Annotated in this window: 13 protein-coding genes; 4 read left to right on the top strand and 9 right to left on the bottom strand. The window is 45.8% G+C overall.

Features of this window, described 5'->3' with window-relative positions:
* Positions 1–2 precede the first annotated feature (2 nt).
* Positions 3–1100 carry an L-threonylcarbamoyladenylate synthase gene (locus tag C2756_RS09485; protein WP_215318920.1) on the top strand — a complete coding sequence of 366 codons (1098 nt, stop codon included), beginning with the start codon at positions 3–5 and terminating at the stop codon, positions 1098–1100.
* Here the strand turns inward: C2756_RS09485 and dacB are convergent.
* Genes dacB through C2756_RS09465 form a run of 4 tightly spaced genes read right to left on the bottom strand, consistent with a single transcriptional unit; the run spans position 1046 to position 6514 of the window.
* A complete protein-coding gene (gene dacB / locus C2756_RS09480) occupies positions 1046–2578 on the bottom strand; it encodes a D-alanyl-D-alanine carboxypeptidase/D-alanyl-D-alanine-endopeptidase (RefSeq protein WP_215318918.1) in 1533 nt (510 codons plus the stop codon). The two genes, C2756_RS09485 and dacB, sit on opposite strands and share 55 nt — an antisense overlap.
* A gap of 47 nt (positions 2579–2625) precedes the next feature.
* Positions 2626–5043, bottom strand: a complete 2418-nt coding sequence (locus C2756_RS09475; RefSeq protein WP_215318916.1) for a response regulator — start codon at positions 5041–5043, stop codon at positions 2626–2628.
* Positions 5044–5048: 5 nt separating this feature from the next.
* On the bottom strand, positions 5049–5672 hold the full coding sequence (locus tag C2756_RS09470) for a response regulator transcription factor (RefSeq protein ID WP_215318914.1): 624 nt from the start codon (positions 5670–5672) through the stop codon (positions 5049–5051).
* The gene (locus C2756_RS09465; RefSeq protein WP_215318913.1) at positions 5672–6514 is read right to left on the bottom strand and encodes a diguanylate phosphodiesterase; all 843 of its coding nucleotides are present in this window, start codon (positions 6512–6514) and stop codon (positions 5672–5674) included. The genes C2756_RS09470 and C2756_RS09465 overlap by 1 nt, the downstream gene beginning before the upstream one ends.
* Positions 6515–6828: 314 nt before the next feature.
* Here C2756_RS09465 and C2756_RS09460 point away from each other — a divergent pair, with 314 nt between their 5' ends.
* Together C2756_RS09460 and groL are read left to right on the top strand one after the other, a co-directional pair.
* Positions 6829–7119 carry a co-chaperone GroES gene (locus C2756_RS09460; RefSeq protein ID WP_215295781.1) on the top strand — a complete coding sequence of 97 codons (291 nt, stop codon included), beginning with the start codon at positions 6829–6831 and terminating at the stop codon, positions 7117–7119.
* A gap of 28 nt (positions 7120–7147) precedes the next feature.
* On the top strand, positions 7148–8800 hold the full coding sequence (gene groL / locus C2756_RS09455) for a chaperonin GroEL (RefSeq protein ID WP_215318911.1): 1653 nt from the start codon (positions 7148–7150) through the stop codon (positions 8798–8800).
* An 89-nt stretch (positions 8801–8889) separates the two neighbouring features.
* Here the strand turns inward: groL and C2756_RS09450 are convergent, their stop codons facing one another.
* The 4 genes from C2756_RS09450 to C2756_RS09435 all read right to left on the bottom strand — a co-directional run bounded on the left by C2756_RS09450 (position 8890) and on the right by C2756_RS09435 (position 12875).
* A complete protein-coding gene (locus tag C2756_RS09450) occupies positions 8890–9867 on the bottom strand; it encodes a tripartite tricarboxylate transporter substrate binding protein (protein WP_215318909.1) in 978 nt (325 codons plus the stop codon).
* Between the two features lie 112 nt (positions 9868–9979).
* The gene (locus C2756_RS09445; protein ID WP_215295778.1) at positions 9980–11347 is read right to left on the bottom strand and encodes an NAD(P)(+) transhydrogenase (Re/Si-specific) subunit beta; all 1368 of its coding nucleotides are present in this window, start codon (positions 11345–11347) and stop codon (positions 9980–9982) included.
* Between the two features lie 29 nt (positions 11348–11376).
* Positions 11377–11718, bottom strand: a complete 342-nt coding sequence (locus tag C2756_RS09440; RefSeq protein WP_173956392.1) for a proton-translocating transhydrogenase family protein — start codon at positions 11716–11718, stop codon at positions 11377–11379.
* Between the two features lie 26 nt (positions 11719–11744).
* On the bottom strand, positions 11745–12875 hold the full coding sequence (locus tag C2756_RS09435) for a Re/Si-specific NAD(P)(+) transhydrogenase subunit alpha (protein WP_215318906.1): 1131 nt from the start codon (positions 12873–12875) through the stop codon (positions 11745–11747).
* A 180-nt stretch (positions 12876–13055) separates the two neighbouring features.
* Between C2756_RS09435 and mnmA the strand changes: the two genes are divergently transcribed.
* Positions 13056–14168, top strand: a complete 1113-nt coding sequence (gene mnmA, locus C2756_RS09430; protein ID WP_215318904.1) for a tRNA 2-thiouridine(34) synthase MnmA — start codon at positions 13056–13058, stop codon at positions 14166–14168.
* Between the two features lie 15 nt (positions 14169–14183).
* Here the strand turns inward: mnmA and C2756_RS09425 are convergent, their stop codons facing one another.
* Positions 14184–14798, bottom strand: coding sequence for a glutathione S-transferase (locus C2756_RS09425; protein WP_215318902.1), 615 nt, complete (start codon positions 14796–14798; stop codon positions 14184–14186).
* Between the last annotated feature and the right edge of the window lie 13 nt (positions 14799–14811).

The raw sequence follows: 14811 nt of genomic DNA, 5'->3' as shown, positions 1-14811 counted from the left end.
AAATGTCTAGGGACACATCGGACAGTGCGCCACTGCAATCTTCTGCAGTGATTGATGAAGCGGTTCAAACCTTACGTAATGGCGGATTAGTTGCATTCCCTACTGAGACGGTATATGGCTTAGGGGCAGATGCCAGAAATCCTGAGGCCATTAAGAAGATCTTCACAATGAAAGGTAGACCTTCAAACCATCCTTTAATTGTGCATTTAGCAGCACCAGATAAATTTGACCAAACTCAAGTGGACTGGGTCTCAGTCTTAGCGCCATGGGTAAGAGATTTATCTGAGAATGCACTCAAACTCATGAATGCATTTTGGCCTGGACCATTAACGCTGGTATTCAAAAAAGATAAGAGTGTTCTGAGTGATCTTACTGGAGGTCAAGATACCGTTGCGATTCGTGCACCAGCCCATCCGGTGGCTCAAGAGTTATTGCGAAAATTTAAGGGCGGTGTTGTAGCGCCGTCAGCAAATCGTTTTGGTAAGGTATCTCCCACTAGCGCGGCTGATGTTCGCAGTGAGTTTGATGGTGAATTAGGATTGATGGTGCTTGATGGTGGCGATTGTGAAGTGGGGATCGAGTCGACCATTATTGATTTATCAAGTGGCGATCATGCGGTCTTACTTCGCCCAGGATTGATTACTCCGAAAGCAATTTTTGCCAAGACGGGAATCAAGGTCTATCAAGTCGGTGAAGCATTGAAAGACCTTGATGGTCTTCCCAGAGTATCAGGTAGTCTCAAAGCGCACTACGCACCAACTACCCCATTACGCTTATATGCTCCAGGGCGAGTGCTAGATGCGCTCAGTGAGTTCCCCGATACTAAGTCACGAGTGGCGGTAGCGGTGTGGGACTCAGAGTCTTCCTTGGTTTTGGAAGACCATCCCTCAATTGATGTTGAAGAAATAATTGTATCTAGTGATGCCGCTACTTTTGCTAGCCGTCTTTATCGTACGCTCAGGGATCTGGATCAGCAGGGTTGGGATCTCATTTTATTCCCGGAGCCTCCTGCTGGTGAGGAATGGGATGGCGTTAGAGATCGACTTCAGCGTGCTTGTTTTGGTTCAGGGCCACCTTCTAATAACCACGACAGCAATTGATCGTGGGCATCTAAGCCACGCCATGCATTAGGATGGTTAATAAAAGAGCTTACTGCATACATCTTTCCAGATTTACTCACTACGTAGCCAGCAATTGCGCGTACATCAGCAAGTGATCCCGTTTTAATTCTGGCCTCAGGCTTTTTCTTAAGATGTAAAAATTTTCGGAGTTGCGTCATTAAGCGATTGCGCATAGTGCCATCTGCCCCAGCAATTGGCAGACTGTTATAAAACACCTCTTTAATTGGTAGGTTGTGGGCGGTTAGCAATAGTTGATTCATTTGCCCTGCAGAAATAGCTTCATTGCGAGATAGACCAGAGCCATTCTCGATCACTAGGCCAGGGAACTCCAAACTATTTTGTTTGAGCCAACCTTGTATGACAAGCTCCCCATTACTAGTGGTTGCTGGTTTACCCATTTTTTCTAGTGCTAGTGTGAGTAAGAGTTGGCGCGCCATCACATTGTTGGAGTATTTATTAATATCCTGCACATCTTCGGCCAAATTGATGCCTTCGAACTGCAGCAAAAGTCTCGCGGCTATTGGGACTACGGCATCTTTGCCGGTAGGGGGCTTTGCCCAAGTGCCGCCAGCTAATTCCCAGGCTGCAGTAAATCCTTGTGTTAGAAAGGTATTGGCATCAAGAGCGACCACGTTGTAATCAACCCCCTTGCAGCTACTAGGAAAGACGCCTGAGAACTGAGCAGTCAGTAATCGGTCTGTATTGCTCCCTGTTTCTGGTTCTAGGCTAAAGCGAATATTACTTTTCCAGCTATCACAGGAACGGTCAACCAATTGCATTTGGTTTACAACCTTGAGTTGGGATAATGCAGGTGTATAGCTAAGATCGATGAAGTCAGCCGTGCGTGATTTGCCTATTTGAAAGGACAGCGTTCTAAACGCGTATAGCAAGGGGTCTGGCGGCACGTTATACGCACGCAGTGATTCGCCATCAATCGTGTTGTGTTCCATGACGTTGGGAGCAAAGGCGCTTCGATCAAACAATAAATTACCATCAATTTTTTGGATACCCAGTGCTTGCAAGTTCTTCATGAGCTTGGCAAGCTCTTCGGGGATCATTTTAGGATCGCCACTACCTTGCAAATAGAGATTGCCTTTAAGTGTGCCCTTACGAATAAACCCATCAGTAAATACTTTGGTACGCCAGCGATACTGTGGCCCAAGAATATCCAGGCCAGCCAGCGTTGTAAGTACCTTCATGGTTGAGGCGGGATTCATGGCCTCAGTAGCGCGCCAGTCTAGGATAGTTTTGGCTTCGTACTTGCCAGACTTACTTTGCTCAATTTCGGTTACCGAAATGCTAATAGCATCTAGTGGGATCTGATTGCGCTCTAAGCTGCCTGCAATAGCAGGAGGGATTACAAGATTTCCCGATTTCGCAGCATGAGCGATGAGGGGGTTACCAATCCAAAGGATTGCTAAAAATAGGTAAGCTAATCGGTGAATGGCTTGTTTCATTCACCATAGAATAAACCTAGAGAGCCAGAATATAAATCTCCCCAGGTTTAGGGGGCAGCATACTTTGTTTGGTAACGCTTGATTACTTGGTTTTGTTCCTCAAGAAGCTTTTGGAAAGAAGAGATCTTATTTTGAAGATCCTGATCTTTTTCTAAAGATTCACAGGATTGAATAAATTTCTTTGCATTAAGCAATTGTGCGCCACCCTTCACCTTATGAATGAGGCTTGATACGGTCGCTTCATCGAGGGCCTCAGAGTCAATCGCTAGTAGAGTTTCGTCATGCACTTTTTTAATCTCATCCAGTATGACGAGTATATGTGCAGGATTATTTTTCAGAAGATTGGAGAAGGCATCAAACCGGTAATCTCCCTCAGAAGGCGATCCATATTGAACTACCTCTTTGGAGTCAAAATAACGTGCGAGCTCATTTTCAAGACTCATGAGGCTGAGGGGTTTAATGAGTACACCATTCATACCCGCTGCTAGAAACTGGTAGCGAGATTCAAGGGCGTAGATATCTGCCGTTACCCCAATGATGACAAGATTCTTAAGACCCAGTGCTCGAATTTTTTGTGCTAATTCAGAGCCCTGCATACCCGGGATCGATTGATCTGTGATTAAAAGATCAAAGTCATCTTCAGTAATCATCTTAAGTGCTGTGTTGGCGTTATCACAGACGGATACTTGGATGCCAAGCGCTTGAAGCTGCAGGGAGATAATCTGCCTGCTTGCAGGATGATCCTCGACCACCAAGGCAAATAGTTCCCGATCTTTCTCCCGAGGATTTTTTGAGACGAGTTTTCTAGAGGTTAAACCTGTAGGACATTGATTTTTTGATGGTGCAATGCTCGTACGTGGGAAGGCTACGCAAAAATGGATATTACTTCCAAAACCAGGAGCGCTCTCAAAGTAAAGTTGGCTGTTCATGGAGGTGACAAGATGATTGGTAATCGTTAGACCAAGACCAGTGCCATTCTCTTGATCACCTTTGCCTGGAATCTGTTCAAAGGCTTGTAGAGCAAGATGAATTTCTTCTGCACCCATGCCTACGCCAGTATCAATTACACGAAATTCAATGAGTTGACCCGCATGATCATCTGCTAAAACACTTATGGAGAAGTAAATTTCACCATGATCGGTAAATTTAATGGCATTGCTGATGAGGTTTTGTAAGGTTTGACGCAGGCGCAATGAATCAATCATGAGCACTTCAGCAATCCGAGGATCCTTGGAGGTATGGAGTCTGAGATTTTGTTTTTGAGCGACCGCCGAGAACGCATGATCAATATTGTCGATCAAACTATTGAGGCAGCAGGGTTCTGGGTTCAAGATCAGCTTACCTGCTTCAATTTTAGAAAGATCTAATACTTGATTGAGAATCCCTAAAAGGGATTCGGCAGAAGTATGGGCGCTCTTTAGTAAAGATTTTTCATGCGGAGGAAATTGTTGGCTATTTAAGAGCAGTTCTTGTACCCCAAGAATGGCGTTCATCGGCGTACGAATTTCATGGCTCATGGTTGCTAAGAAGGAGGACTTGGCGGCGTTTGCTTTTTCAGCCAGTTCTTTTGAGGAGAGTAGCGTCGCAGCCTCTTGCTCTTGAAGTAACTGTCTTTTACGCATCTGCCATAGCAGCAAGCTTCCACCTAAAAATATTGCTAAGGTCGATAGCCAGGGTAGCGTCTTCCAGTAATTGCTTCTGACTTCTGGCTTGTTGATCTCTAGCGCAAAGAGTTGACGTGACTCTATGGGGTCAAGGTTATCTAGAAATCGATCGAGCACTGCATGAAGCGCAGCATCTTCATGCGAAACCAACCATCGATAGGCAAAAGGCTCGCGCTGATATAAGCCATCAATCTGTACTTGTGGTTTATCCAGCCTCTCAATGAGTTGTTGTGCCAAACGAATGGGAAGTACTAATGCCTCGATATCATTTTTTAAGAGATCAACCATGAGTTTTTCTGCATGATTTGAAACGCGGGCTTGTGGGTCAGATCCTATTGGTGAGTTTTCATAGCCGCGATCAAAGTAAGCAATGTTTGCTGGAGAAATCATGCTACTTGCTCTATCTGTTCTAGTAACAACTGCATCCTGCCCCCAAAAGATAGCTTCTGATAAGGAGCCAAAGCGAAGGTAGTCATCATTCATGGTGGGTGGATCAATCATGAAGTCAACTTCACCGCTAGAGAGTTGCTTTAATCCTTCCTGCTCTGATCGTCTCCACTTTGGACGAAATTCTTGCTGGGTAAAGTTCCCAAGCTTTTGGAGTAATCCATTGAAAACTCCAGCTGTTCCCCGGCCTGGTTGATTTTCAAGATATGGGGCATATTTTTCATGAATACTAAAGTGCACTACTGGATGGGCATCGATCCACCGTTGCTCTACAGGGCTCAAGTTCATGGCGTGTAATGCACCACTAGAAATTAAGCCAGACATAACAATAGAGCGAATGATGAATCGATGCATACTGTTTAGCTTTCGATAATATTGTTCATTCGGCAGAACAAAATCAAATCTGCAATATTGTTGATACCAAGCTTGTCAAAGACTCGTGTCTTGTAAGTAGCCACTGTTTTATTGCTGATGTGAAGCATGTCAGAAATTTGTTGGTTAGTATTACCCTTGCCAAGGTATTTCATGACTTGTAATTCTCGGTCGGAAATCAGGGCAAGTTTGTCGTTATCAGTTAAAGAGCTATTACCATTTTTCCCGTGGGTGAAAAAGTTATAACCCTGAGAGATTGCAACACAAGCTGCCAAGATGACATCAGCACCAGCCGTTTTATTGACAAAGCCATGACCGCCTAAAGATCGCACTCTACCGCCATAAACTGCTTCATCCATGCTGGATAAAATCAACATGCGCACATCCGGGTACATAAGACCAATGCGTCGAATAACATCAAATCCATCTGTTTTAGGCATATCCAGATCTAGAATGACCATATTTGGATTGACCTCTTTAATGGATCGAAGGCATTCCTCGCCATTCTGGGCTTGGCCCACTACCTCGAATAGCAACTGGTCTTGCAACATACTTTTAAGAGCCATCAGCATTGCTGGATGGTCATCTACCAACATCACGCGTTTTCTCATTACTTGTCTCCGTTTAGGTTTAGGTGTTGATGAGGGTGCAGCGAAAAAATGGCTTTTGCTATGCGGCTATCATTGATCTGGAGCATTTGATGTCGGCTTATTGGCGCCATCATAAGGCCGCCATAGCAGTGATCCATTTGCCAATCTGAGGCATTCTCTAAATCTTTAACGAGTCCTATATTGCTTGCATAAATTTGTGTTGGTGAATATGGTGAGCGTCTGATTTTTGCGAGCGCATCATGTGAGAGTGTTTGCTCGCGAAGAACGCTCATATCCAAATGGACTCCCTCCATCTGCATCTCTTCAACCCAATGCAGTTGATCTCCACTTCCTGTGAATTGAAGGTAGTGCAGCAAGACTCCAAGTCGACGCATGCGCAGTAAGCCTTCTTTGCAGTCATCCGCAAGTTCTGGAGTTGGGATTGATTGCATACCCAGAGTCACTAAACCTACTGGCAGTCGTGAATTGAGAATGAGGTCGCTCAGAGCATCCACATAAGCACTTGAAGCAATGACATGCGTTGGGATCGGCAAAATACCAGGAATAAAACGGCCACTTCGATACCAGTAAGAAATCGTATCTAAGCCCTCCATAAATAAACGCAGTAATTGCATATCGGAGGCTGCGAGCAATGGTCTAAATAAAGAGCTGGTCAGTTTTGTTCCCTTGCAGTTAAAAATGGGTTCATGACTAATCGCTTGTCGCTTGGACCAGGATTGGTGTTCTTCAAGAGCTTGGCCACTTAGGCCAAGCCAGGGTGCGCCACAGGCGTCGCGTACTTCTTGGAAGGGTTTGTTCTTCCATGCCTTTACAAGCGTGTACAGCCGGGATTTCGGGCTCATCAGCATTCTCCAATCGGTGACTGTCCAGTCTAGGCAGGACGGATTGGAGCGGTAAGGGCTTTGGGCTGATTTATCTGTAGGAATAGTCCTACCAGCCTGTCCAAAGTATAGGGAAGAGTTAAATCCTTAAAGAATTTATGGAGATCTGCCCTTGAAATCTTGGCAATCAGACCTATATAATCAGCACTCCCTACACGCGAGTGCTAAAAAGCTGGTTTTCCAGTAAATTAGCTTTAGTTTGTTTGTGGGAGATTATAAAGCATTGATTTATATAGATTTTTAATGAGTTAACACTTACTAACATAGGAGAAGAGATGAATTTGCGTCCCTTACATGATCGCGTAATCATCAAGCGTTTAGATCAAGAATCAAAAACTGCATCTGGAATCATCATTCCTGACGCGGCTGCAGAAAAGCCTGATCAAGGTGAAGTATTGGCAGTTGGCCCAGGAAAGCGCGATGAAACTGGCAAGTTAAATGCACTCGACGTCAAAGTTGGCGAGCGCGTGTTGTTTGGCAAATATGCAGGTCAAACCGTTAAGGTCGATGGCGACGAACTCATCGTGATGCGTGAAGACGACATCATGGCTGTTGTACAGAAGTAATTTCGGTATTTAAGAGAGGAATTTAATCATGGCAGCAAAAGACGTTGTATTTGGAGATAACGCTCGCACCAAGATGGTCGAAGGCGTCAATATTCTGGCGAACGCAGTAAAAACTACTTTGGGGCCAAAAGGTCGTAACGTGGTTATTGAACGTTCATTCGGTGGTCCAACTATCACTAAAGATGGTGTAACTGTCGCAAAAGAAATCGAACTCAAAGACAAGCTTCAAAACATGGGCGCGCAGATGGTGAAGGAAGTTGCCTCTAAAACTGCAGATATCGCTGGTGACGGAACAACTACTGCGACTGTTTTAGCGCAATCTATCGTTCGCGAAGGTATGAAGTATGTAGTTTCAGGTCATAACCCGATGGACTTGAAGCGTGGTATCGACAAGGCCGTGACAGCCGCAATCGGTGAGCTCGCAAAAATTAGCAAGCCATGCACTACTACTAAAGAAATTGCTCAAGTAGGTTCTATTTCTGCAAACAGCGACCATAGCATTGGTCAGCGTATTGCAGAAGCAATGGAAAAGGTAGGCAAAGAGGGTGTTATCACCGTTGAAGATGGCAAGTCTTTAGAAGATGAGCTTGAAGTAGTTGAAGGTATGCAGTTTGACCGTGGCTACCTCTCTCCATACTTCATTAATCAACCAGAAAAACAAGTAGCGGTATTGGAATCTCCATACGTTCTCTTGTTTGACAAGAAAATTGCCAACATCCGTGATTTGCTCCCTGTGCTCGAGCAAGTTGCTAAGTCTGGTCGCCCATTGTTGATCATCGCTGAAGATGTTGAAGGTGAAGCCTTGGCAACTTTGGTTGTAAACAATATTCGCGGCATCATCAAAACTTGTGCTGTTAAAGCTCCAGGTTTCGGTGATCGTCGTAAGGCAATGTTAGAAGACATCGCCATATTGACTGGCGGTACTGTTATTGCTGAAGAAATTGGCCTGACACTTGAGAAAACGACTCTTGAGCACTTAGGTCAAGCAAAGCGTATTGAAATAGGCAAGGAAAACACCATCATTATTGACGGTGCTGGCGATGCTAAAGCGATTGAAGCTCGCGTGAAGAACATTCGTGTTCAGATCGACGAAGCGACTAGTGACTACGACAAAGAAAAATTGCAAGAGCGTGTTGCGAAGTTGGCAGGCGGTGTCGCAGTGATTCGTGTTGGTGCAGCTACTGAAGTAGAGATGAAAGAGAAGAAAGCTCGCGTTGATGACGCATTACATGCTACTCGTGCCGCAGTTGAAGAAGGTATTGTTCCTGGCGGTGGCGTTGCGTTGATTCGTGCGATGCAAGGTATCAAAGGCTTGAAAGGCGATAACGCTGATCAAGACGCTGGTATCAGCATCGTATTGCGCGCTATGCAAGAGCCACTTCGTACTATTGTCAGCAATGCCGGTGAAGATGCTGGTGTAGTTGTGAATGCCGTACAAGAAAGTAAAGGTAATAATGGCTACAACGCAGCTACCGGTGAATACGGTGACCTCGTTGCACAAGGTGTGATCGACCCAACTAAGGTGACGAAGACAGCATTGGTAAATGCAGCTTCTGTTGCTGGTTTGTTGTTGACTACTGACTGCGCAATCTCCGAAGCACCAAAAGATGAGTCTGCTGGTGGCGGTATGCCTGATATGGGTGGCATGGGTGGTATGGGTGGAATGGGCGGCATGATGTAATAGCTGTTCATTTCTGCGGTCATCTGATCGTTGAAGTAAAAACGCCTGGTTCAAAAGACCAGGCGTTTTTTATTGCTTACTCTTCTTTATCAATCAGGCTGAATGCCGCCATCCTTGATGACCTTTTTCATCCTCACCAATCCCTGTGCAATCATTTCTTTTAGATGATCAGGGCCAAGCGGGACAAATTCAAAGCCTTGCTGAATGAGTTGTTCCCGTATTTTCGGGTCCTTTAGAGCGGTAGCTAAAGACTCATTTAGTTTTTCAATCATGACTGGTGAAGTACCTTTGGGTGCTAGCAGAGCGCCCCAGGTTGAGAACTCATACCCTTTCACACTTTCGTTGATTGTTGGTGTGTTGGTTAGCAATGGAGACCGTGCTTTACTGGCAACTCCTAATACCTTTAGCTTCCCGGCGCGAATATGGGGAAGCACTACAGACAGGGCGCTAATCATTACGGGCACTTGGCCAGCCATGACGTCAGTGACTGCAGCAGCCGCACCACGATAAGGAATATGCACAATGGGAGCGCCCGTATATTGACGGAAGATTTCCATGCCGATATGTTGTGGCGAGCCATTGCCTCCAGAGGCATAGTCAATCTTGCCGGGTTTCTCTTTGGCAATGCGCACTAAGTCTGCTGCAGTGTTGCCAGGAAAGGACGGATTGGCAACCATCACAAAGGTAATTGCAGCAACTTCAGATATTGGTGCAAAACTTTGTACGGGATCGTAATCAATCTTTTTGTAAAGATTCGGCAACATGGTTAGGATGCTGTCATTAAATGCACCTAAAACATAACCATCAGCTGGACTTTGTGCGACCTTGACTGTTCCAATTAACCCTGCACCTCCAGGAATATTCTCGATCGTGATTGCTTGACCCAAGCCCTCACTCATTTTCTGCGCAATCGGGCGCATCAAGATATCAACACCGCTACCAGCTTGAAGTGGCATGATGGTTTGGATAGTACGAGTGGGATAGTTGGTTTGTGCGTGTGCGAACCCAATCCACAATAGATTACATATGGAAAAGAGTAAAGCTCGTAATGCTGACTTGATTTGCATATTGTCTCGACTTATAAAGTGATGAAGCATTCTGTTGACACTTCTTTGGTGTATCTTAGCGCATTAAAAAACCGCCCGTAGGCGGTTTTCTGAAGTAACTCATTGTTTACTCTTACTCAACAGCCTTGACCATGTCCTCAACCACCTTCTTCGCATCACCGAAGACCATCATGGTTTTATCCATGTAGAAGAGTTCATTATCCAAACCGGCGTAGCCAGCAGCCATAGAGCGTTTGTTCACAATAATTGTTTTAGCTTTAAAGGCCTCCAGGATTGGCATGCCAAAAATGGGGCTACCGGGTGTGCGGGCGGCAGGGTTCACCACGTCGTTTGCACCTAGTACTAAGACAACGTCAGCCTGTCCAAAGTCGCTGTTGATATCTTCCATTTCAAATACTTGATCGTATGGTACTTCAGCTTCTGCTAAAAGAACGTTCATATGACCAGGCATACGACCTGCAACTGGGTGAATCGCGTATTTCACTGTCACACCATGGTGAGTTAATTTCTCAGTTAATTCTTTTAAGGCGTGTTGAGCGCGCGCAACTGCGAGACCATAACCAGGAACGATGATGACAGTATCAGCATTCTCCATTAGGAAAGCCGCATCTTCTGGGGAGCCAGTTTTGTAGTTCTTAGGACCACCATCATCGCCGCCACCAGCGGCTGCTTCAGCGCCAAAGCCACCAAGCAATACCGCAACAATAGAGCGGTTCATTGCTTTACACATAATGTAAGACAGAATTGCGCCTGAAGAACCTACGCAAGCGCCTGCAATGATCAATACTGGGTTGTTCAAGGTAAAGCCGATGCCTGCCGCTGCCCAACCAGAGTAGCTGTTGAGCATAGAGACCACTACTGGCATATCAGCGCCACCGATAGGAATAATTAAGGTCACCCCTAATACCAAGGCAATCGCGCACATTGCCAAGAAAGCGGCATGGCTATCGCCCATGTAATAAGCGATGCCAGCGCCAACCATCGCAATAGCTAAGACTAAGTTGAGTAAGTGCTGACCAGAGAAGGTCACCGGCTTACCGCTGACCTTGCCTGATAATTTACCGAAAGCAATCACTGATGCAGTAAAGGTGATGGCACCAATAAATGCGCCAATAAAGAGTTCAATCTTTTGCGCGCCAGTATGGTCTTGTGCTGGATTAAAGACTGCTGCAATCGCGATCAATACTGCTGATAAACCAACAAAGGAGTGCATCAATGCTACGAGCTCAGGCATCTTGGTCATTTGCACACGTTTAGCTGCGATCGTACCAATAATGGCACCACCGACAACGGCACCAATGATGAGCGAAAAGACTGGCTTAAAGTCCGGAATGAAGAAAGTAGTAATGACGGCGAGCAACATACCAACCATACCGAAGGTATTGCCTTGGCGTGAGGTAGTTGGTGATGACAAGCCACGCAATGCGAGGATGAATAACACCGACGAAATGAGATAAGAAATAGCGGTTATGTTTGACATTATTTTGGTCTCTATAGATCTTGTTCTATTTATTTGGCTGCATCAGCCGCATTTGCTTTAGGTGCTTTTTTCTTAAACATCTCTAGCATGCGACGGGTAACCATAAAGCCACCGAAAATATTAATAGAGGCTAAGAAAACCGCAACGGCACCAATCACGCTAGTGAGAGTAATTTCATCGCCGCCGATGACTTCCGTCTGCAAGAGTGCGCCAACAATAATGATTCCAGAAATAGCATTGGTAACAGCCATCAAAGGTGTGTGTAGCGCAGGAGTGACGTTCCAAACCACGTGGTAGCCAACAAAAATGGCCAATACAAACACAGTGATGTTTTGAACAGTGAGGATGCTTTGAAAAGCAGCGAGATCCATGATGTTTCCTTAGTAAGAATGTTCTATTAGTTTTTGCGGATGGCTTGGCCATCACGACACATTAAGCAGGCAGTCACGATGTCATCATCACTTGGGATCACTAACTTCGCTTCTTTGTCGACGATGAGTTTCATGAAGTCAAGCAAGTTGCGTGCATAGAGCGCAGAGGCATCGGCAGCTACCATGCTTGCTAGATTGGTAAAGCCGACAATCTTCACGCCATTAACGTCAACTACTTTGTCTGCTTGAGTGAGAGGGCAGTTACCTGAACCGTTATCTCCTTTACCAGCAGCCAAGTCGATCACAATTGAGCCTGGTTTCATATTGGCAACCGTATCGCTATGCAAGAGAACAGGCGGTTTACGACCTGGGATCAAGGCAGTGGCAATAACAATATCAGCTTGTTGTGCACGCTCTGCAACCAATGCTGCTTGACGCTTCATCCAAGCTTCTGGCATTGGGCGAGCATAGCCACCAACACCTTTAGCAATTTCACGTTCTTCATCGGTCTCATACGGAACATCAACAAACTTGGCGCCTAAAGATTCAATTTGTTCTTTAGCTGCAGGACGAACATCAGATGCTTCAATCACAGCACCCAGACGTTTTGCTGTTGCAATTGCTTGTAAACCAGCAACGCCAGCACCCAAGATCAATACACGCGCTGCCTTAACAGTGCCAGCAGCTGTCATTAGCATTGGCATGAAACGTTGATATTCATTGGCAGCAACCATCACGGCTTTGTAGCCAGCGATATTTGCTTGAGATGACAAGACGTCCATGCTTTGTGCGCGAGTTGTACGTGGCGCAGCTTCTAATGAGAAGCTAGTAATGCCTTGCGCAGCCATTGCAGCAATGTTGTCGTTATCAAATGGATCGAGCATTCCAATGAGCACGCTGCCAGACTTCATTTGCTTCAGCTCTGCAGCTTCGGGAGCGCGCACTTTGAGAACAATTTCCGCGCCAAAGGCATCTGCTGCGCTACCGATAGATGCACCAACGGCTTCATAAGCAGAGTCAGGTTGGCTTGCTTGGACACCAGCATCTTTTTGGATGACAACAGTATGGCCTTGAGCAATTAATTTTTTAACAGTTTCTGGTGTGGCAGCAACCCGCGTTTCCCCAGATTTAGTTTCCAGCGGCACTCCTATGCGCATGGCATGTCTCCAAAAGCAAAATTTATAAAGAATCTATTTTATAGATAAACAGGGAAGGTTTTACCTATCTATTGGGACCCCAGGTCTGCCGGCTATGGTTTTGCCTAAAATCATGCGAAGTCTGGTTGAGACTTCTACAATGGGGTTTATCTGTCTATAAAGCATTTTCGCATTTTTTTGATGAGCCAGCCTAATTCTTCTGAAACCCCCCTTAAAAAGCCCAAGAAAGTCGTCATAGGCATGTCTGGAGGGGTAGATTCGTCAGTTGCTGCTTGGATGCTGAAGGAGCAGGGCTATGAGGTTATTGGCCTTTTTATGAAGAATTGGGAGGATGACGATAATGATGAATATTGTTCCGCCCGCCAGGATTGGTTGGATGTCGTTTCTGTAGCGGATTTGATCGGCATTGATGTTGAGGCAGTCAATTTTGCTGCCGAGTATCGTGAGCGGGTATTTGCCGAGTTTTTGCGCGAATATGCTGCAGGGCGAACCCCTAATCCCGATGTACTTTGTAATGCTGAAATTAAGTTCAAGGCCTTCTTAGATCACGCCATGAGTTTGGGCGCAGATGCGATTGCTACAGGTCACTATGCAAGAGTACGCCATGAGGGCGGCAGGGTGCAATTATTGAAGGCCTTGGATGCCACCAAAGATCAGAGCTATTTTTTGCATCGCTTAACTCAGCAGCAGTTAGCCAACGTTTTATTCCCTTTGGGGGAAATTCCAAAAACTGAAGTGCGCACGATTGCAGAAAAAATTGGTTTACACAACGCCCGCAAAAAAGATTCGACTGGAATATGTTTTATTGGCGAGAGACCATTCAGAGAATTCTTAAATCGCTACTTACCGCGCGTGCCGGGTCCCATTAAAACCCCCGAAGAAAAAATAGTGGGTGAACATATGGGTTTAGCGTTTTTTACGCTCGGCCAGCGTAAGGGTATTGGACTAGGCGGGAGCCAAGATGGCAACGGAGATGCTTGGTATGTCGCGCGCAAAGATATAGTCAATAACACCTTGTATGTCGTTCAGGGTCATGAGCACCCGTGGCTATTGGCCAATCGGCTTGAGGCCATCGATGCTAGTTGGATTGCGGGCACTGCACCCTCTCCTGGAAATTACTCTGCAAAGACACGCTATCGTCAAGCGGATTCAGCTTGCACTTTGAATCCAGGCGCTGAGTCCTTGAATTTCAGCTTGAATTTTTCAGAGGCTCAATGGGCAGTAACGCCTGGACAATCTGCTGTCTTATACGACGGCGATATCTGTTTAGGCGGCGGTATTATTTCCGCCTAATTGTAAAAATAGAATTTACGCAACGGGTGGTTCAGTTTCAATAAACGAAGGGCGTTGTAATAATTTTTGATATAAGCGGTCTAAGTTTGGGTATTTTGCTTGCCATTTGATATCTGGAAAACGCAGCAACAAATAGCCCACTGCGCATCCAACAGCAACATCAGCCAAGGTCATTTGATTGCCATGGCACCATGCATTCCCACCGAGTTTCTCGGACATTTGGCGTAGCGAGTGTTGAATTTTGCCCATTTGACGATCAACCCAAGCAGAGCTTTGTTGGTCCGCTGGGCGCCAAGTGCGCTCTAGGCGAGCCAAAATACCAGCATCCATCACGCCGTCAGCAAGGGCTTCCCAAGTTTTAACCGCTGCACATTCACGATTATTCGCAGGAATGAGCTTGCTGACGGGGCTTAAGGCGTCGGCATATTCTGCAATCACGCGGGAGTCATAGATTGGCTCACCATCATCTGGAATCAGGCACGGAACCTTCCCCAAAGGGTTGGAATTGGTAATTTTGGTGTCTGCAGCCCAAACATTCTCTAATTCAAGGTCTACATCAAGCTTTTTTTCCAAGAAAACGATGCGTACTTTACGTACGTAGGGGCTGGTAAGGGATCCGATCAGTTTCATAGGGCACAGTATA

It is taken from the genome of Polynucleobacter sp. UB-Siik-W21, assembly GCF_018687415.1.
Lineage (GTDB): Bacteria > Pseudomonadota > Gammaproteobacteria > Burkholderiales > Burkholderiaceae > Polynucleobacter.
Note: the sequence above shows the minus strand (reverse complement) of the source record. Positions and strands in the feature narration are given on the sequence as shown.